21 protein-coding genes are annotated in these 18,701 nt (G+C 68.8%); 11 read left to right on the top strand and 10 right to left on the bottom strand.

The annotated features are described in order from the left end of the window. The first annotated feature begins 65 nt into the window (after positions 1 to 65). The 5 genes from QRT08_RS05595 to QRT08_RS05575 all read left to right on the top strand — a co-directional run bounded on the left by QRT08_RS05595 (position 66) and on the right by QRT08_RS05575 (position 6,113). The gene (locus tag QRT08_RS05595) at positions 66 to 1,421 is read left to right on the top strand and encodes a sodium-dependent transporter (protein WP_286044929.1); all 1,356 of its coding nucleotides are present in this window, start codon (positions 66 to 68) and stop codon (positions 1,419 to 1,421) included. 96 nt (positions 1,422 to 1,517) lie between these two features. Continuing rightward, positions 1,518 to 3,062, top strand: coding sequence for an acyl-CoA carboxylase subunit beta (locus QRT08_RS05590; RefSeq protein ID WP_369684819.1), 1,545 nt, complete (start codon positions 1,518 to 1,520; stop codon positions 3,060 to 3,062). Continuing rightward, entirely contained in the window at positions 3,059 to 3,337 is a 279-nt protein-coding gene (locus QRT08_RS05585) for a DUF8022 family protein (protein WP_286044927.1), read from the top strand. The genes QRT08_RS05590 and QRT08_RS05585 overlap by 4 nt, the downstream gene beginning before the upstream one ends. A gap of 22 nt (positions 3,338 to 3,359) precedes the next feature. Then, positions 3,360 to 5,189, top strand: a complete 1,830-nt coding sequence (locus QRT08_RS05580) for an acetyl-CoA carboxylase biotin carboxylase subunit (RefSeq protein ID WP_286044926.1) — start codon at positions 3,360 to 3,362, stop codon at positions 5,187 to 5,189. Continuing rightward, a complete protein-coding gene (locus tag QRT08_RS05575; RefSeq protein WP_286044925.1) occupies positions 5,190 to 6,113 on the top strand; it encodes a biotin--[acetyl-CoA-carboxylase] ligase in 924 nt (307 codons plus the stop codon). It abuts the gene before it with no gap. A gap of 2 nt (positions 6,114 to 6,115) precedes the next feature. Here the strand turns inward: QRT08_RS05575 and QRT08_RS05570 are convergent, their stop codons facing one another. The 7 genes from QRT08_RS05570 to QRT08_RS05540 all read right to left on the bottom strand — a co-directional run bounded on the left by QRT08_RS05570 (position 6,116) and on the right by QRT08_RS05540 (position 12,306). Continuing rightward, a complete protein-coding gene (locus QRT08_RS05570; RefSeq protein ID WP_286044924.1) occupies positions 6,116 to 6,562 on the bottom strand; it encodes a universal stress protein in 447 nt (148 codons plus the stop codon). 24 nt (positions 6,563 to 6,586) lie between these two features. Then, the gene (locus QRT08_RS05565) at positions 6,587 to 7,615 is read right to left on the bottom strand and encodes an amidohydrolase family protein (protein ID WP_286044923.1); all 1,029 of its coding nucleotides are present in this window, start codon (positions 7,613 to 7,615) and stop codon (positions 6,587 to 6,589) included. Positions 7,616 to 7,654: 39 nt separating this feature from the next. Further along, positions 7,655 to 8,887 carry an HD domain-containing protein gene (locus tag QRT08_RS05560; protein ID WP_286044922.1) on the bottom strand — a complete coding sequence of 411 codons (1,233 nt, stop codon included), beginning with the start codon at positions 8,885 to 8,887 and terminating at the stop codon, positions 7,655 to 7,657. Between the two features lie 37 nt (positions 8,888 to 8,924). After that, complete coding sequence (locus QRT08_RS05555; protein WP_286044921.1) at positions 8,925 to 10,205, bottom strand: amidase; 1,281 nt, start codon at positions 10,203 to 10,205, stop codon at positions 8,925 to 8,927. Positions 10,206 to 10,257: 52 nt separating this feature from the next. Continuing rightward, complete coding sequence (locus QRT08_RS05550; protein ID WP_286044920.1) at positions 10,258 to 11,652, bottom strand: short-chain fatty acid transporter; 1,395 nt, start codon at positions 11,650 to 11,652, stop codon at positions 10,258 to 10,260. A gap of 88 nt (positions 11,653 to 11,740) precedes the next feature. Next, the gene (locus QRT08_RS05545; RefSeq protein ID WP_286044919.1) at positions 11,741 to 11,989 is read right to left on the bottom strand and encodes a hypothetical protein; all 249 of its coding nucleotides are present in this window, start codon (positions 11,987 to 11,989) and stop codon (positions 11,741 to 11,743) included. A 47-nt stretch (positions 11,990 to 12,036) separates the two neighbouring features. Then, positions 12,037 to 12,306 (bottom strand): hypothetical protein, encoded by a 270-nt coding sequence (locus QRT08_RS05540; protein ID WP_286044918.1) that lies wholly within the window; start codon positions 12,304 to 12,306, stop codon positions 12,037 to 12,039. 110 nt (positions 12,307 to 12,416) lie between these two features. Between QRT08_RS05540 and cofD the strand changes: the two genes are divergently transcribed. The 6 genes from cofD (at position 12,417) to asd (ending at position 16,970) form a co-directional block, all read left to right on the top strand. Next, complete coding sequence (cofD, locus tag QRT08_RS05535; protein WP_286044917.1) at positions 12,417 to 13,403, top strand: 2-phospho-L-lactate transferase; 987 nt, start codon at positions 12,417 to 12,419, stop codon at positions 13,401 to 13,403. Continuing rightward, positions 13,400 to 14,137 carry a tRNA-dihydrouridine synthase gene (locus QRT08_RS05530; protein ID WP_286044915.1) on the top strand — a complete coding sequence of 246 codons (738 nt, stop codon included), beginning with the start codon at positions 13,400 to 13,402 and terminating at the stop codon, positions 14,135 to 14,137. The genes cofD and QRT08_RS05530 overlap by 4 nt, the downstream gene beginning before the upstream one ends. Beyond that, complete coding sequence (locus tag QRT08_RS05525) at positions 14,134 to 14,958, top strand: triphosphoribosyl-dephospho-CoA synthase (RefSeq protein WP_286045026.1); 825 nt, start codon at positions 14,134 to 14,136, stop codon at positions 14,956 to 14,958. The genes QRT08_RS05530 and QRT08_RS05525 overlap by 4 nt, the downstream gene beginning before the upstream one ends. Further along, entirely contained in the window at positions 14,955 to 15,569 is a 615-nt protein-coding gene (locus QRT08_RS05520; protein ID WP_286044914.1) for a DUF447 domain-containing protein, read from the top strand. Before QRT08_RS05525 ends, QRT08_RS05520 begins: the two co-directional genes overlap by 4 nt. A 24-nt stretch (positions 15,570 to 15,593) precedes the next feature. Continuing rightward, entirely contained in the window at positions 15,594 to 15,788 is a 195-nt protein-coding gene (locus QRT08_RS05515) for a 30S ribosomal protein S17e (protein WP_286044913.1), read from the top strand. 150 nt (positions 15,789 to 15,938) lie between these two features. After that, entirely contained in the window at positions 15,939 to 16,970 is a 1,032-nt protein-coding gene (asd, locus tag QRT08_RS05510; protein WP_286044912.1) for an aspartate-semialdehyde dehydrogenase, read from the top strand. Here asd and QRT08_RS05505 read toward each other — a convergent pair. From QRT08_RS05505 to QRT08_RS05495, 3 genes are read right to left on the bottom strand one after another with little or no spacing between them, the layout of a single operon-like run. Then, complete coding sequence (locus QRT08_RS05505) at positions 16,967 to 17,368, bottom strand: PIN domain-containing protein (RefSeq protein ID WP_286044911.1); 402 nt, start codon at positions 17,366 to 17,368, stop codon at positions 16,967 to 16,969. The genes asd and QRT08_RS05505 overlap by 4 nt on opposite strands. Then, the gene (locus tag QRT08_RS05500; protein WP_286044910.1) at positions 17,365 to 17,640 is read right to left on the bottom strand and encodes an antitoxin VapB family protein; all 276 of its coding nucleotides are present in this window, start codon (positions 17,638 to 17,640) and stop codon (positions 17,365 to 17,367) included. Before QRT08_RS05500 ends, QRT08_RS05505 begins: the two co-directional genes overlap by 4 nt. Positions 17,641 to 17,678: 38 nt before the next feature. Beyond that, positions 17,679 to 18,638, bottom strand: a complete 960-nt coding sequence (locus QRT08_RS05495; RefSeq protein ID WP_286044909.1) for a D-2-hydroxyacid dehydrogenase — start codon at positions 18,636 to 18,638, stop codon at positions 17,679 to 17,681. Positions 18,639 to 18,701: the final 63 nt, after the last annotated feature.

Here is an 18,701-nt window from a genome sequence, read left to right as displayed (position 1 = left end):
TTCGGTCTCGGTAGACTGACTCTCACATCGACGTGTTTATATGTCGGTTCCAGCAGTTCGTAGGTATGTCACAACGTGAAACGTGGGCGACCAGGACGGGGTTCATCCTGGCCGCCGTCGGTAGCGCGGTGGGTCTGGGGAACATCTGGCGGTTCCCCTTCCAGACCTCTGCGAACGGCGGGGCGGCCTTTCTGGTCGTCTATCTGGCGGCGGTATTGCTGATCGGCATTCCGGTGATCCTCGCGGAGTTCTCGATCGGCCGACGGGCCAACGTCGACGCCATCAAGGCGTTTCGCACCCTCGATCGGCCGAGTTGGCGCTTCGTCGGCGCGATCGGCATCCTCGCGTCGTTCTGGACGCTGTCGTACTACAGCGTCGTCGGCGGCTGGGTCACCCGGTACGTCGCCGGCAGCGTCACCGGCAACGCGCTCGCCGCCCCCGAGGGGTACTTCGGTGCGGTCTCGGCCGGCCTCCCGGCCGTCCTCGCTCACGCGGTCTTCATCGCGATCACGATCGGCATCGTCGCCTTCGGGATCGAACGCGGGATCGAACTCGCGACGAAGTTCATGGTCCCGAGCATCGTCGTCCTGTTGATCGCGCTCGCGGTCTTCGCCGCGACCCTCCCCGGGGCGGGCGAGGGGTACGCCTTCTTCCTCTCGCCGGACTTCAGCGTGATCGTCGAGGACGCCGCGACGATCCTGCCGGCGGCGTTCGGACAGGCGCTGTTCTCGCTGTCGCTCGGCTTCTCGGTGATGATCACGTACGCGTCGTACCTCGGACGGGACGACAGCCTCTTTGCGGACGGCCTCGCCATCGCGGTCACGAACACGTTCGTGGGGGTGCTCGCGGGGCTGGTCGTCATGCCGCTGTTGTTCGCACAGGGCGTCCCGCCGGGCGAGGGCGGTGCCGGCGCCGTGTTCATCGCCATCCCGACGGCGCTCGCGGAGCTACCGGGCGGCGGCATCCTCGGACGGGCCATCGGGGTCGTCTTCTTCGCCGTCGTCTTCATCGCGGCGCTGTCCTCGGCGATCAGCCTGCTCGAGGCCGTCGTCGCCTACGCCGTCGACACGTTCGGGGTCGCGCGCGCGCCGGCCGCCGTCGGCCTCGGGGTCGCCGGTTTCCTCTTGGGAATCCCCTCGGCGCTCGACACCGCGTGGCTCGACTGGTTCGACGGGATCGGCGTCACTCTCTTCCTGCCGATCGCGGTGCTCGCGGTCGTCGTGTTCGTGGGCTGGGTCATGGGCGACGAGGCGATCGACGAACTCCGGCGGGGGTCCTCGCTCGGCGTCGGACCGGCGTGGCTGTGGTCGCTGCGGACGTTCGTGCTCGTGGTCGTGCTCGTGGTCGTCGCGCTCAACTTCAACGACCTGTTTCTCACGCCCGAGACGGGCTACTACATCGTCCCGGGACCGCTCCGGTAACGAGCCGCGATTCGGACGGGCCTGCGGAACCCTTTTGTCGGCGTCCGTAATGGATTGGCGTATGCTGAATCGTGAGGGACGGTGGTGCCCGTGACCATCGACGACGACATCGAGGAGCTACGCGAACTGAAGGCGGAGGCCGAACTGGGCGGCGGGGAGGACCGCATCGAGTCCCAGCACGGGAAGGGGAAGATGACCGCCAGAGAGCGCATCGAGTACTTCCTCGACGACGGGACCTTCCACGAGTTCGACCAGCTCCGGACCCACAGAAACCACAACTTCGGCATGGAGGAACGAAAGATCCTCGGCGACGGCGTCGTCACCGGCTACGGCGACGTCAACGGGCGAAAGACGTTCGTCTTCGCCCACGATTTCACCGTCTTCGGCGGCTCGCTCGGCGAGGTGTTCGCCGAGAAGATCTGTAAGGTGATGGACACCGCCATGGAGGTCGGCGCGCCCATCGTCGGGCTCAACGACTCGGCGGGCGCGCGCATCCAGGAGGGCGTCGTCTCGCTGGCCGGGTTCACGGAGATCTTCCACCGCAACCAAAAGGCAAGCGGCGTCGTCCCCCAGATCTCCGGGATCATGGGGCCGTGTGCGGGCGGGGCGGTCTACTCGCCCTCGATCACGGACTTCATCTTCATGGTCAAGGACACGAGCCACATGTACATCACCGGGCCGGGCGTGATCGAGACGGTCACCGGCGAGCAGGTCACCCAGGAGGAACTCGGGGGCGCGCGCACCCACGCGAACAAGACGGGCGTCGCGCAGTTCGCCGCCGAAAGCGAGAAGGCCGCGCTCGACGACATCAAGCGTCTGCTCTCGTACGTCCCCCAGAACAACGTCGAGGACCCTCCGAGGGTCGAGCCGTGGGACGACCCCGACCGCCGGGACGAGGACCTCAACCGGATCGTCCCCGAGAGCCCGCAGAAGCCCTACGACATGGTCGACGTGATCGACGGGATCACCGACGAGGGGGCGTTCTTCGAGGTCGCCCCCGAGTTCGCGAAGAACATCGTCGTCGGCTTTTCGAGACTCGACGGCCATTCGGTGGGCGTGGTCGCGAACCAGCCCCGTGCCAACGCCGGGACGCTCACGGTGGATTCGAGCATGAAGGCCTCGCGGTTCGTCCGCTTCTGTGACGCATTCAACATCCCGATCCTCACGTTCGTCGACGTCCCCGGATACATGCCCGGCACCGACCAGGAACACCGGGGGATCATCCGCCACGGCGCGAAACTGCTGTACGCCTACTCGGAGGCCACGGTACCGCTGCTGACCGTGATCACCCGGAAGGCGTACGGGGGGGCCTACTGCGTGATGGCCTCGAAACACCTCGGTGCCGACGTCAACTACGCCTGGCCCACCAGCGAGATCGCCGTCATGGGCCCGCAGGGCGCGGTGAACATCCTCTATCGCCAGGAACTCGAGAACGCCGAGGACACCGAGAAGCGCCGTCAGGAGCTCATCGACGAGTACAGAGAGGAGTTCGCCAACCCCTACACGGCCGCCGACCGGGGGTTCGTCGACGACGTGATCGAACCCGCCGACACCCGTTCGAGGCTCGTCGACGACCTCGAGATGCTGCGCTCGAAGCGCGAGTCGGGGCCCGAGAAGAAACACGGGAACATCCCGCTATGAGCGAGGAGCCGCGCGAGTCGGGCGCTCCCGGTACACGGACGCTCGACATCCCCGAGAACGCGAGCGAGGTGGAGGCGGCCGCCATCGCCGCCGCGATCGGGTCGCACCTGCGCGCCCAGGCGGCCACCCGAGGCGATGACGAACCGACGTGGGAGGGCGAGCGCTGGACCTTCGCGGGCCGGATCGAGGGCACCCAGGGACGGACGATACGCGTATCGAGCGGCGCGCCGACCGACCGGTGGGCGGCGGCGGGCCGAACCGACAGAATGAGGTAATCCGCTCGGAGATAGTTCAACAATGTTCAGGAAAGTCTTAGTCGCGAACCGAGGTGAGATCGCCGTGCGCGTCATGCGCGCGTGTGAGGAGCTGAACGTCGGGACGGTCGCCGTCTACAGCGAGGCCGACAAGGAGAGCGGTCACGTCCGCTACGCCGACGAGGCGTACAACGTCGGGCCCGCGCGGGCCGCGGACTCGTATCTGGATCACGAGGCGGTGATCGAGGCCGCACGGAAGGCCGACGCCGACGCGATCCATCCGGGGTACGGCTTCCTCGCCGAGAACGCGGAGTTCGCCGCGAAGGTCGAGGAGGCAGACGGCATCACGTGGATCGGACCGTCGAGCGACGCGATGGAGCAACTCGGCGAGAAGACCAACGCCCGCCGGATCATGCAGGAGGCGGGCGTGCCGATCGTCCCCGGGACGACCGACCCCGTCACCGACCCCGAGGAGGTCAGGGAGTTCGGCGAGGAACACGGGTTCCCCGTCGCGATCAAGGCCGAGGGCGGCGGCGGCGGCCGAGGCATGAAGATCGTCCACGATCCCGACGAGGCCGAAGACCAACTACAGAGCGCCAAACGCGAGGGCGAGGCGTACTTCGACAACGACTCGGTCTACATCGAGCGCTTCCTCGAGAACCCGCGGCACATCGAGGTCCAGATCCTCGCGGACCACGCCGGCAACGTCCGCCACCTCGGCGAGCGTGACTGCTCGCTCCAGCGTCGTCACCAGAAGGTCATCGAGGAGGGGCCGAGCCCGGCGCTGACCGACGAGTTGCGCGAGGAGATCGGCGAGGCCGCACGCCGCGGGGTGAGCGCGGCGGAGTACACCAACGCCGGCACCGTCGAGTTCCTCGTCGAGGAGGACCCCGAGCGCGAGGCGGGCGAACTCCTCGGATCGGGGACGAACTTCTACTTCCTCGAGGTGAATACGAGAATTCAGGTCGAACACACGGTCACGGAGGAGATCACGGGAATCGACATCGTCAAGTGGCAACTGCGGGTCGCCGCGGGCGAGGAGATCGGCTTCGCGCAGGACGACGTCGGGATCGACGGCCACGCGATGGAGTTCCGGATCAACGCCGAGAACGCCGCCAAGGAGTTCGCGCCCTCCTCGGGGGGGAAACTGGCGACCTACGACCCGCCGGGCGGGATCGGGGTACGCATGGACGACGCGCTCAGACAGGGCGACGAGATCGTCACCGACTACGACTCGATGATCGGGAAGCTGATCGTCCACGCGAGCGACCGCGAGGAGTGCATCAGCCGGAGCCTGCGCGCGCTTCGGGAGTACGAGATCGAGGGCGTCGTGACGGTGATCCCGTTCCACCGGCTGATGCTCTCGGACGAGCGGTTCGTCGCGGGGACCCACACCACGAAGTACCTCGATGACGAGATGGACCGGAGCCGGATCGAGGAGGCCCAGAAGCAGTGGGGCAGCGAGACCGACGGCGAGAGCGACGGGGACGATGTCGTCCACCGCGAGTTCACCGTCGAGGTCAACGGCAAGCGCTTCGAGGTCGACCTCGAGGAGCGCGGCGTTCAGGCGGCTGCCGCGAGCGGTGGCGGTGGAGGCGGCGCCCAGCCCCCCCTGCCCGCCGGGGGAAGCGACTCCGGGTCCGAGGAGGTCTCCGCCGAGGGTGCGGAGGTGACCGCCGAGATGCAGGGGACGATCCTCTCGGTCGAGGTGAGCGAGGGCGACACCGTCGAGAGCGGCGACGTGCTCTGCGTGCTCGAGGCGATGAAGATGGAGAACGACGTGGTCGCCTCCTCGGGCGGGACCGTCGCCCAGGTGCTCGTCGGCGAGGGCGAGAGCGTCGACATGGGCGATGCGCTCGTCGTCATCGACTGAATGACGAGCAGGAAGACGCTCTGTGACGCGCTGGCCGCGGGGCCGGTCTCGGGCCCCGAACTGGCCGACGAACTGGGTGTCTCGCGGGCCGCCGTCTGGAAGCGGATCGAGGAACTACGCGAGGCCGGTTTCGGAATCGAGAGCGACGGATCGGGCTACCGGGTCGTCTCTGTCCCCGACTTCTGCGGCCCGGCCGTCGAGTACGGCCTCGATGCGCCCTACCGGATCGAGTACCACGACGCCATCGCGAGCACGAACGCCCGCGCACGTGAGGTGGCGAAGGCGGGCGACGCCGATGTCGTCGTCCTCGCGAACGAACAGACCGCCGGGAGGGGCCGTCTCGACCGGGCGTGGAACGCCCCGTCCGGCGGCGTCTACCTGAGCGTCGTCCTCCGGCCCGAGATGACGCCGATGGAGGCACCCCTCCTCACCCTCGCCGCCGCCGTCGCAACGACGCGGGCACTGCGGGAGGCGGGCGTCGCAGCCGGCATCAAGTGGCCGAACGACATCCTGCTCGAATCCACGGGCGAGAAACTCGTCGGGATCCTCACGGAGATGGAGGGCGAGGCAGACCGGGTCTCGTGGGTCGTCGTCGGAATCGGCGTCAACGCGAACGTCGATAGCGAGGACCTGCCCGAGGGCGCGACGAGCGTTCGCGAGCAGGTGGGAGACATCGACCGCCGTACCTTCGTCCAGCGCGTCCTCGAGGGGTTCGAGTCGCTCCGAACCGATCCCGACGCGATCCTCGCCGGCTGGCGCGAGGGCGCGATCACGCTCGGCCAGCGGGTGCGCGTCGAGACCTCCCAAGGAGCTGTCGTCGGGGAGGCACTCGACGTCGAGTCGCCGGGACGACTAGTGATACAAACGGACGACGGCGAGGTTCGGGTCCACGCCGGGGACTGTGAGCACCTCAGACCGGTCTGATCTCACTCGAGGTCCTCCTCCCGGACGCGGACGGTGAGGACGGGCACCGGCGAACCCCGGACGACGCGTTCGGCGACGCTCCCGAGGAGGAGACGGTCGATACCGCCCCGGCCGTGGGTCCCCATGACGATCAGGTCACAGCCCTCCTCCTCCGCGTAGCGGACGACCTCCTTCGAGGGCGTCCCCTCGATGAGGGCGGTCTCGACCGGAACGTCCCGCCCCTCGGCGATCTCCCGGACGCGTTCGAGCGCCTCCTCGCCGTCCTCGCGGAGCATGTCGCTGACGCCCTCCCAGGAGGTCTCCATCGGGAGGCTGGCGAAACTCGCGGTGTTGACGACGAACACGGCGTGGATCGTCGCCCCGTGGACGCTCGCGAGCGCCACTGCCTGTTCGATGGCGCGCTCGACGCCCGCCGACCCGTCCGTCGGAACGAGAATCCGGTCGTACATGTGCACGGTGTTCGCATACCGACCTTAATTGTGTTGCGCCGGGTGGACCACCCCGCGGACGTCGGCCGTCCCCGCCCGGCGCACGACCGCCCGCACGGGGTCACGAACGCCCGAGAGGTTGTCGGAATCGCCGTCGAGGACGAGCAGACGCGCCTCGCGGCCCTCCTCGATGGTCCCGGCGTCGAGTCCCATCAGCCGTGCGCCCGCACGGGTCGCCATCGCCAGCACCTCGGGCGCGTCGAGGGTCGTCAGTTTGGCGGCGAACTCCATCTCGCGGAACATCGAGGGGCTGTTGAGCATCACGTTGTCGGTGCCCAGCGCCACGGTCGTCCGCTCCACGAGGTCCTCGATGGGTGGCAGGCCGACGTCCGTCACGAGGTTGGCACGCGGACAGACCACGACCGGGATCTCCTCCCGTTCGACGCGATCCAGGTGCTCTTCGCTCGCGTTGACCATGTGGACCAGGTAGTCCGGTTCGAGGTCGAGCGCGGGCACGATGTCGTCGGTGCGGTTCTCGCCGGCGTGGATGCCGAAGGGCTTGCCCGCCTCGCGGGCGGCCTCGCGCTCGCGGGCGAAGTCGGCGTCCGCGGCACCGCTGGCGCCGTAGCCGTCGCCGACTTCGAGGGCCGCGAGTTCGTCCCGTCCCATCGCGAAGGCGTCGACCGGGAGCCCCTCGACGGCCTCCCGGAGCACCCGCACCCCCTCCGCGCCGCCCTCGCGGAAGTCCAGAAACGCCGTCACGCCGCCCGCGTGCATGAACCGGATCGATCTCCTGACGGCCGCGACCATTTCGTCCCGACCGCTCTCGCGGAGCAGGCGGTGTTTCAGCCCGTCGGGCGGGGCGACGAGTTCCTCGAGCGTGAGGCCTCGTCCCGCCTCCTTGGCGATGGAGTCGCCGATGTGTGTGTGGGCGTTGACGAATGCCGGCGCGACGATCCGGTCGCTCTCGACCCGTTCCTCCTCGATTGCGGTGATTCGCCCGTCCTCCACGATAACCCGGCCCTCGACCGGGGTGTACTCGGGACCCCGGAGGACGGTCCCCTCGACGATCATACCGGATGCAGTCGTTCACGGGATTTGAACCCGGCCATTCTACTCCGCCCCCGAACCGAAGCGATCCAGCGTGGTGTGAAGCCCGGGCGCGACGTCGCTGACGAGGGTTCCGTCCGTATCGAGCCCGAGGACGGCCTCCGCGGCGTGGCCCACCCGATCGGCGACGTCGGCGGGCGCGTACACCCCGAGTCGCCACTGGTTGAGTTGGGACTGCCTGAGTGTGCGAACGAGCGGGGACTGCTCGTCGAGCCGGCGGATCTCGCCGCCGACCACCACACGAGTGCTCGATTCGGTCATCTTCGGGTAGCCCGGCACGTCGAGGATCACCGCGTCCGCGTCGACGCCCGCCCGGTCGGCGACGTCGCGTTCGTACTCGACGACCGATTCGTGGGAGGGATCGAGCACCCCTCGGGGGACGTCCCGGAGTTCGGCCCACACCGCCCGCTTGAACAGATCGCGGTGGGCGAGCCGACGGGCGATCCCCCCCGTACTCGCGGTCGTCCGCAACGCGACCAGCAGGTCGTGGTCGTCCATCCGCCGCAGGGTCTCCGGATCGGTTCCCGCCTCGATCAGCCGCTCGGCCCCCCGGCGGAGCATCGACTTGCCGATCCGGGCGACGTGGTGGCTGTAGACGGTGGGGTTCATCAGCGCCCGGGCGACCAGCAGGCTCTCTGCGGTCTGGACGTTCCCCTCCCCGAGGACGAGTTCGTCGTCGACGAACCGGAGTTCGCGCACGAGGCGTCCGTGGTCGATGGTGCCGTAGGGAACGCCGGTGTGGTGGGCGTCCCGCACGAGGTAGTCCATCCGGTCGACGTCGAGTTCGCCCGAGACGAGTCCGCCGTACGTGCCCTCGCCGCAGACGAGGTCGGCGACCCTGTCGGGGTCGAGGTCGTACTCGGCGAGGATCCCGGGGATCGACGAGTCGGCGAACACGTCCTCGACGTCCTCGTGGTACTTGCCGGTGTGGCGCTCGATGACGTCCTCGACGTTGTGGCTGTAGGGACCGTGGCCGACGTCGTGCAAGATGGCGGCGGCCCGGACCCGTTCTGCGGCCCGACCCTCGATTCCGAGCTGGGAGAGCGCCTCGCAGGCGAGGTGGTAGACGCCGAGCGAGTGTTCGAACCGGGTGTGGTTCGCGGAGGGGTACACCAAGGAAACGGTTCCGAGCTGCTTGACGTGGCGCAGTCGCTGGACCTCGGGGGTGTCCAGCAGCGCGCGGGCGACCCCGCCGACCTCGATGTGGTCGTGGACGCTGTCCTTGATCGTCTTCATACCTCCTCTGGGCCGCCATCGGGCTTAAACCGCCGGCCTACAGCGCGGAAGCGATCCCCTCGGCCCAGTTCACGAGGGGTTCGTCGTCGCCGTACCGGGCGACACACTGCAGGCCCAGCGGGAGTCCGCCGAGTTCGTCGGCGGGCAGCGCCATCGCGGGCAGCCCGCAGTGGGTCCACGGGAGGTTCATCACCGGGTCGCCCGTGGTGTCGATCCCCTCGGGGGCGGGACCCGGCGCGGCCGGACAGATCCAGACGTCGACGTCCTCGGCGTCCATCGCCCGCTCGACGGTCTCGCGCAGCGCGCCGCGGCCGGTCCGCGCTTCGCAGAGCTCCCCGACGCCGACCGCGTGGCCCTCGCGGATCAGGTCGGTCGTCGCCTCGGCGTAGCGCTCCCCGTACTCGGCGAACCGCTCGCTGTGCGAGAGGGCGGTCTCGGCGGCGACCAGCGCCTGATGGCGGTCGTTGATCGTCCCGATGTCATCCAGCAGGTCCACACGTCGGACCTCGTAACCCGCTTCCTCGAGTCGGGCGACCTGTTCGCGGAACGCCTCGCGCGCCGCCGGATCGGCCTGTTCGAGGTAGGGACCCTCGGGAACCCCGAGCGTCGGTTCTTCGACGCTCTCGGGGACCCAGTGCTCGTAGAGGACGCTCGCGGCCAACCGGGCGCCCCCGACGTCCTGCGTGAAGAAGCCGACGTGGTCCACGGAGGGCGCGACCGGGAGCACGCCGCCGATGGGTATCCGTCCGTAGGTCGGTTTCAGCCCGACGATACCGCAGAACGCGGCCGGACGAACCACGGAGCCGATGGTCTGGGAGCCGAGCGCGAGCGGGCAGAGCCCGGCGGCGACGGCCGCGGCCGACCCCGACGAGGAGCCACCGGGCGTGTGGTCGGTGTCGTGTGGGTTGCGGGTCGGGCCGGGCTCGAAGTAGGCGAACTCGGTCGTCACGGTCTTTGCGAACACCAGCGCGCCGGCCTCGCGAAGCGCGCGCACGCTGTCGGCCTCGGGGCCGGTCACCGTTTCGGGTGGGACCGTCGACCCCGCTTTCATCGGGAAGCCCTCGACGTTGAAGATGTCCTTCACGCCGACCGGAACGCCGTACAGCGGCGGTCTCGCCGCCGGGTCGTCGAACCGCGCTTCGAGCGCTCGGGCCTCACGCTGGAGTCGATCCCATCGATTCGGTTCGTCGAGCAGCGTCTCGATCCGTGGCTCGACGCGCTCCGTTCGCTCCTCGAGTGATTCGAGATACGCCGAGGGCTCCGTCCCGCCTGCTCGCAACGACGCGGCGGCGTCGGCGAGCGGTTCGTCCGTGATCATTCGCGAAACGAGGGAACGTCTCCCCTTAACCCTTGGTGGTCGCTATCGGGGATCAGTACGGCAGGAAGTACAGGCCGAGCGCGAACACCGGGGTCAGCACGATCATGACGATCAGCGTGTAGCCGAGGATGTCGCGCGCCCGCACCTGCGTGATCCCGAGCAGGGGGATCGCCCAGAACGGCTGGAACATGTTCGTCCACATGTCGCCGGTGCCGTAGGCGATGATCGCCTGGCCGGGCGGGACGCCGAGTTCGACCGCGGTCCCGCCGATGATGCTCCCGATGATCGCCCACTCGCCGCCGCCGCTCGGGGCGAAGAAGTTCATGAAGCCGCCGAGGAGCCACGCGAGAACCGGGAACGTCGCCGGCGTCGCCAGATCCAACAGGAGTTCCGAGACCAGCGCCGAGAGCCCGGAGTTGTCGACGATCCCCAGGATCCCGGCGTAGAAGGGGAACTGCAGGATGATGCCCGCGGAGCTCTCGGTCGCGTTCCGGATCGCGCCCATGTAGGCGGTGGGCGTCCCGTAGAGGTAGAGGCCGACCGCGATGAAGGTGAAGTTGAAGACGTTGAGATCGAGCGCCTCGCCGATCCCGGCGGTCGCGAAGTGCTGGACGACGTACACCATCATCCCGGTGGCGACCACGTACGCGATCAGGCGGCTGTCGTTGAGGCGTTCGGCCGGAAGCGCCGTCCCACCGTCCGTGGCGACCTCCCGCTCGGTTCGATCCGCGGTCCCGTCGTCGATCAGCCCCGGCGCGTACTCCTCGATCCCGACCGCGTTCTCCCGCGTTGGCGCGAGGAGGTACAGCAGCGGGACGACCGTCACGAACACGAGGATCGCGAGGCCGACCGCGTAGACGGTGAAGACGCTCTCGGAGAGCGGGACGACGCCGATGACGTCCTCGAAGACGTGGCCCTCGGTCGCCGACAGCAGGCCGGCGCTGGTCGAGGGACCGACGTGCCAGATGACCTGGCTCGTGTAGCCGGCCGCACACAGAAGCGGGTAGTGGAATGTCTTGCCGCGCCGGTAGCCCGCGCGGGCGACGAAGACGGCGAAGATGGCCCCGACGATGAGGCCGATCCCCCAGTGGAAGTAGCCCGCGAGCATCGCGACCGCCGCGACGAGCGCCGCCGCCTGTGCGCCGTCGCTCGGGATCGAGGCGATCCGGTCCAACAGTCCGCTGACCTGCTTCGAGTCAGCGATCGCGTAGCCGGTGACGAGGACGAGGACCATCTGCATCGCGAACTCCAACAGGGTCCAGAAGCCGTCGTACCAGTTGATGATGTTCTGGAACGCCCCGTCGGGCGTGAGCACGATCGCCGCCGCGTACGCGATCAGCGTGAGCACGATCGCGAAGATGAACGGACTCGGTACCCACCGTTCGGACCAGTCGGCCACTCCCTGTCCGAGGCGCTGTAACCATCCCTGTGAATCGCTAGCAGACATGTAGCCGATGCGAGTCGCGCAGGGGTCATAGCCGTTTTGTTTCGAACGGCGACGCTCGAACGACTGTGACGGACGGGCCGTCGACCGCTCACGAACCCTCGCGCAGGGCACGGCGCTGCGTTCGGAGGTAGACGATGCCGAAGTAGAGCAACACCAGCGGCGGAAGCATCTCGAACAGGAGCCCGCCGCCCAGCGTGGAGCCGAGGACCGCCACCCGGACGATCCAGACGACGCCGAGGACCACGGCAACCGCCGCGACGGCCGCTCGTGCGAGCACGCCGACCGTTCCGGGTCGGCCCGCGGACGGCTCCGCCTCGCCTCCATCGTCGGCGACCATGCCGGGGGTAGGCGGCGGCGACACCTAATTCGCTTCGTCTCCGTCGGCTACGATTCGATCTTCTCGACGATCTCGCGGGCCTGTTCTCTGGCCTTCTCCTCGCCGACGTGTTTCTCGATCAACACCGACGTGACCTCCCAGTCGTCGCTCCCCTCCTTCTTTCCGGTTCGGACCTCGCTCCCCTCCGAGACGGACTCGGCCGGCTCTTTCGCCCAGTCGGGCGTTCGGATCTCGTCGTACCGGTCGGGGTCTCGAAACCGGACGTGGATGTACTCGTCCTCGGTCTCCACGGTCTCGACGTCGGGTATCTCGGCCATGAGGGTCGGTACCACCTTCGCCGACTAAAGTGCCGGCCCTGCTCGCGCCAGCCCTCCCGCTGGTACGTCGAGAGCGAGCGTTTAAGGCCGGGCGCCCGCCTACCCCGCGTATGGTCACGTTTCTCTCCGGGGGGACCGGGACGCCGAAGCTCCTCTCGGGGATCGAGGGCGTCTTCGAGCCGAGGGAGACGACGGTGGTCGCGAACACCGGCGACGACGTCGAACTCGGGGGCCTGTTCGTCTCGCCGGACGTCGACACCGTGCTGTTCGAACGCGGCGGCGTCCTCGACCGCGAGACGTGGTGGGGGATCGAGGGTGACACCCACGAGACCGACGAGTTCCTGTTCGAACTCGCCGACGCGGCCGGATTGGAGGGCGGCCCACGATATCTCCCCGACGGGATGCAGACGGAGGGGAGAGAGATCGCCCGCTGGCGACGGTTCTCGGGGATCGCGGAGTTCATGACGATCGGGGATCGGGACCGGGCCGTTCACATCACCCGGACGAGCCTGCTCGACGAGGGCCACACCCTCACCGAGGTCACGCGCACCCTCGCCGATGCCTTTGGACTCGACCTCGACCTCGTCCCGATGAGCGACGACCCGCTTTCGACGCTGATTCACACGCCCGAGGGGCCGATGCACTTCCAGGAGTTCTGGGTCGGGTATCGAGGGGAACCGACGATCGTGGACGTGGAGTTCCGCGGCGAGGCACGCCCGACGGAGGCGGTCCGGGACGCTCTGACCGACCCCGTGGTGGTCGGCCCGTCGAACCCGGTCACCAGCGTCGGACCGATCCGGGCGGTCGAGGGGGTCGAGGAGCGCCTCGCCGAGACGCCCGTGATCGCGGTCTCGCCGTTCGTCGAGGGTCGCGTGTTCTCGGGACCGGCGGGCGACCTCATGGCCGCGACCGGCCACGAGCCGAGCACGGCGGGCGTTGCCGAGGCCTATCCGTTCGCCGACGCGTTCGTGCTGGACTCGGACGACCGAACGGAACTCGGCCGCCCCGTCGTGCGAACCGACACGACGATGGACTCGCCGACGGACGCGACCCGCGTGGCGCGGGCGGTCCGCGAGGCGCTGGAGGAGGTCGCATGAGGCTCGTCGCCGCGAGCCTGAGCGGGCAGTCCGACGCCGAGTGGGCGCGTGCGGCGAGCGAGCACGTCGACTGTGCGATCCTCGGCGGGATCGCGCTGGACGCCCCTTCGAGGGAGGCGGCCCGGCATCTGGTCGCGCGCGACCGCGAGGAGTTCCTGCCCGCCGATCCCGTCGCGTTCGTCGACGAGCAGCTATCGCTCCTCTCGGACGCCCCCCTCGAAACGGGCTTCAACGTCCGGAGCAGTTCGATCGAACCGGTTCGCGCTGTCGGGGGGGTCTGTCGGGAGCACGGCGCGATCTGCGAGATCAACGCCCACTGCCGGCAGGACGAGCTTCGCGAGGTCGGCTGTGGCGAGACGCTGCTGCGGGACACGGACCGGCTGTGCGAGCAGGTCCGCGCGGCGGCCGAGACGGGCGCACGGGTGAGCGTGAAGGTCCGCGCCGAGGTTCCGGGGGTCGACCTCGTCGAGACCGCGCGGGCGATCGAGGACGCCGGGGCCGAGGTCGTCCACGTCGACGCGATGGACTCCGAGCCCGTGATCCGGGCGGTGAGCGAGGCGAGCGACCTGTTCGTGATCGCCAACAACGAGGTGCGCGGTCGCGAGAGCGTCCACGAGTACCTCGCTCACGGCGCCGACGCGGTGAGCGTCGGGCGGCCCAGCGACGACCCGCGGGTGCTCTCGCGGGTGCGCGAGGCGATCCGGGCGTGGGACGCACGGGAGGCGAGCGCGTGAGGCCCGCCGAGAACGCCCAACTGGCCCTCCTGCTCGAGGTCTCGGGCACGCCCAAACCCGGCAACGTCGACCGCGAGCGGGACCTCCCCGACCTGCGATTCGAGGACTTCCTCGCGGGCGCCGTCGGCGCGGGCGCGGGACTGCGCGCGGCCGAATCCGATTCTATAGGTATCGCCTTCGAGCGCGCCGTCGAGGGGATGGCCGATCTGCACGGCGAGAACACGCAGTTCGGTGCGCTGCTGCTCCTCGTGCCCCTCGTCCGGGCCGCGAGCGAGGGCGACCTCTCGCCGGCGGGCGCAGAGCGCGTGGTACGGAACACCACCGTCGAGGACGCCGCGGCGTTCTACCGGGCGTTCGAGCACTGTTCGGTGTTCGTCTCCGACCCGCCCGCGGAGTGGGACGCGGTCGACGTCCGCCGCGGTGCGGCGGCGATCCCCGCCGTCGAGGAGCGGGGGCTCACGCTGTTCGACGTGATGGCGCTCGGCGACGCCGACGACGTCGCCCGCGAGTGGACCGGGGGGTTCGAGCGCTCGTTCCGGGTGGCCGATCGGATCGAGGAACTGTCGGGCCCGCTCTCGGACCGGGCGGCGACGGCCTTCTGCGAGGAACTCGCCCGCCGCCCCGACACGCTCGTCGCGAAGAAACACGGAGAGGGGATCGCGAGGCGGGTCAGCGAGCAGGTCGCGGCGTTCGACGGGAACGAGCGCCTGCTCGGGGCGCTCGCGCGCGTGTTCGTCGAGCGAGGGATCAACCCCGGCACCACCGCAGACGTCGTCGCCGCCGGCCTGTTCGTCGCGCTCGAACGGGGTGTCGAGGCGTGAGCGGCGAGGGTGGTGAGGACGGGGACGAGACCGGGTGGCCCGTCGAACTCGACGGTGTGGTCGAGTCGGTCGTCGCCACGCTCGGTCCCAACGGCCGGTGGAACCTCGCCGCGCTGGGGCTCTTTTCCCCGGAACCGATCACCGCCAGAACGTGGGGCAACACCCGAACCCGCCGGAACTTCCGCCGCGAGGGCGGGGGCTACGTCCAGTTCACGCGCGACCCCGTCGACTTCGTCGAGGCGGCCTGTTCGATCTACGAGCGCGACGATCCCGTCCTTCCCTCCGCGGACGCGTGGGCGCGCGTCGAGGTCGAGCGCGTCGACACGGGCGAATCCGGGGGCACGCGCTGGGAGGAGTGGGACCTCGCGCCCGTCGAGTCGGGGATCGAAAACCGGGTGGTTCCGACGACCTCTCGGGGGTACGCGGCCGTGATCGAGGCGACGGTCGCCGCCTCCAGGCTCGGCGTCGAGGGCTACGACACCGCCCGACTGGAGGCACGCCTGGCGTACTTCGCGTCGGTGGTCGAGCGCTGTGGGGGCGAGCGCGCACGCGAGGCGCTCTCGCGCCTCGAGGAGCACGTCGAGTGGAACCGGCGAAACGAATCCTTTTAGGCCGCCATCCGAGTAGACCCGGGCATGGCGATCAAACCGGCCTACGTCAAGAAGACGGGGACGCTCCTGATGGAGCGCTACCCCGAGGCGTTCGGCGACGACTTCGAGCACAACAAACGCAGCGTCCGAGAACTCACCAACATCGAGTCCAAGGGCGTCCGCAACCGCATCGCGGGCTACGTCACTCGAAAACACGACCAGCAGCAGTCGGCCCAGTAGCGTCGCTTCTCGCACCCGATCGCACGCCCGTCGAGGGGTGGCTCCGTCGATCCGACTCGACGCGCCCGTACAGCATTTGCCCCTATCACAACCCCCATCCGAACCGACCGATCCAAACCGTTTTGAACGGCTCCGACCCTACCTGCGGTAATGACTCACACTGTCGGCGTCCTCGGTGCGACCGGCGCTGTCGGACAGCGGCTCATCCAGCTTCTGGATCCCCACCCCGACTTCGAGATCCGCGCGCTCACCGCGAGTTCCGAGAGCGCGGGCAAACCCTACCGTGAGGCCGCCAAGTGGCGCATCAGCACGCCCATCCCCGATGACGTCGCGACGATAACGGTCGCCGAAACGGCTCCCGACGCGATTCCCGACGTCGACCTGCTGTTCTCGTCGCTGCCCTCCTCGGTGGGCGAGCGCGTCGAGAGCGACTTCTGCGAGGCGGGCTACGTGGTCTCCTCGAACTCCTCGAACCAGCGCATGGCCGAGGACGTTCCCCTCGTCATCCCCGAGGTCAACGCCGACCACCTCGGCCTGCTGGAGGTGCAGCGCGACTCGCGGGGCTGGGACGGCGCGATGGTGAAGAACCCCAACTGCTCGACGATCACGATGGTGCCCACCCTGAAAGCGCTCGACGAGTTCGGTCTCTCGCGGGTGCACGTCGCGACCCTCCAGGCCGTCTCGGGGGCGGGTTACTCGGGCGTGACCTCGATGGAGATCATCGACAACGCCATCCCGCACATCGGCGGCGAGGAGGAGAAGATGGAAAGCGAGTCGAAGAAGCTCCTGGGGAGCTTCGACGGCGCGGAACTCTCGACGCATGAGGCGACCGTTTCGGCCTCGTGTAACCGGATTCCGACCCTCGATGGCCACCTCGAGAACGTCTGGGTCGAGACCGAGGAGGAGGCGGGCGTCGAGGACGCCATCGGGGTGATGGAGTCCTACGATCCGATCGACCTGCCCTCCTCGCCCGACCCGCTCATCCGGGTGTTCGAGGAGCCAGAACGCCCCCAGCCCCGACTCGACCGCGAGCGGAAGAACGGGATGCAGATCTGTGCGGGCGGCCTGCGCGAGAGCGAGACGGGACTGCAGTACAACTGTCTGGCGCACAACACCCTCCGAGGGGCGGCCGGCGCGAGCGTGCTCAACGGGGAGTTGCTCGCCAAGGAAGGCCACCTCTAGTACCGATCGACGGCTACGTCCTCGAACGCCTCGAAATCGTCCGTGTTTCTCGTCACGACCGCCGCATCGAGATGACTGGCGACGCCCGCGATCAGCACGTCGCCGGCCAGCGATGCGACCCGATCACGACGGGTCTCGTCGGCCCGGAGCGTCGCTTCGAGCACGCCCGCCTCGTGGGCGTGCTCGATCGTGAACGGGACGATCCGAAGCCAGCCGTAGTCCCCGACGAGATCCGCCTTCGAGGGCGAGCCGATCGCGTGTTTGCCGACCGCGAGTTCCTTCATACAGATCGTCGAGGTGACGAACTCCTCGCCGTCCTCATGGACCGTTAAAAATTCGGCGACCGCCTCCTCGCCGCGCTCGTAGTCCACCAGAAACGTGGTGTCCAGCAGCTTCATTCTCCGGCGTCCGACTCATTGCCACCCATCGCCTCCAGAACTCGATCCTGACGGGCCGCGAGGCCGGCGTTCGCGTCCTCACGCTGGGCGGCGATGGCCGCGGCGAGGCGCTCGCCCTCCTCGTCGGAGAGCGACCCGAAGCCCTCCCGCCAGTCGGCGCTCACCTCGCTCGTGATGCGTTTTACCGTGTCGCTAAAGCTCTCGCCCGCGCGCTTCTGGGCCTTCAGTCGGTCGTAGGCCTCCTCGTCGAGCCCGATCGTTTTCGTCCCCATGTGTTGTGTTTGTGTACACAGACACAAAAACCAGCGGGTCAGACGACCCGGTTTCGCAACTCGTCCTCGCCTCCGTCGAGGCGCTCGACGTTCTCCGCGACGATGTCCGCGAGTCGCTCGTAGTACCTCGGCGTGTGGCCGGCGTTGTGGGGCGTGATCTGGACGTTCCCGAAGTCCCACAGCGGGTGCTCCTCGGGCAGGGGCTCGGGGTCGGTCACGTCGAGGGCCGCGCCCCGAAGCTTGTTGCGCCGCAGCGCCGAGACGAGCGCGTCGGTCTCGACGACGGGCCCGCGGGCGATATTAACCAGTAACGCGTCCTCGGGGAGGGTAACGACCTCCTCCTCGCCGATCAGCCCTCGCGTGGTGTCGGTCAGCGGGCAGGCCAGCACGAGCACGTCCGTGCGCGCGAGCGCCCCGTGGAGGTCATCGCTTTCGAACCCGATCACCTCGTCGGTCGGCCCGCCCTTCTCGGGCGTGTAGCGCACCCCGATGGTCGAGACGCCGAAGCCCTCTAGCCTACTGACGATCGCCTCTCCGATCGCGCCCAACCCGACGACCGTCACCGTCGAGCCCATGAACTCGCCGACCTGGTAGTGGCGCCACTCGTGGTTCGCCTGACGTTCGCGGCCCTCGAAGAAGCGCCGCGAGAACGCGAGGATCGAGCCGATCACCTGCTCGGCGATGTTCGGACCGTGGACGCCGGCGGCGTTCGTCACGGCCACGCCCGCCTCTTCCAAAGAGCTCATCGGGAGGTGGCCCGTGCCGGCGTACGCACACGCGAAGAGGTCGAGGTTCTCGGCGTGGCTCAACAACTCCTCGTCGATCCCCATGCCGACGGCGATCGGCACCTCGGCGATCAGGTCGCGTTCCTCGCGGGGGGTCGTCGCCGCTCGCACGTCGTGGTCGGGCAGTCGCTCGCGGAGTTCGTCCCTGAGGTCCGTGACGGGCATGCCGTGGGTTCCCCGCCGGAGGACGAGGACGTCTGGTCGGTCGGACATACCCGGTCTCTCTCGTCGCTCGCCCTTAAGATCCGCCGCTCCGGCAGGAGAGGTCGGGCGAGT

Source organism: Halalkalicoccus sp. NIPERK01 (genome assembly GCF_030287405.1).
Lineage (GTDB): Archaea > Halobacteriota > Halobacteria > Halobacteriales > Halalkalicoccaceae > Halalkalicoccus.
The sequence above is the reverse complement of the archived record's forward strand: the minus strand, read 5'-3'. Positions and strand labels throughout refer to the sequence as shown.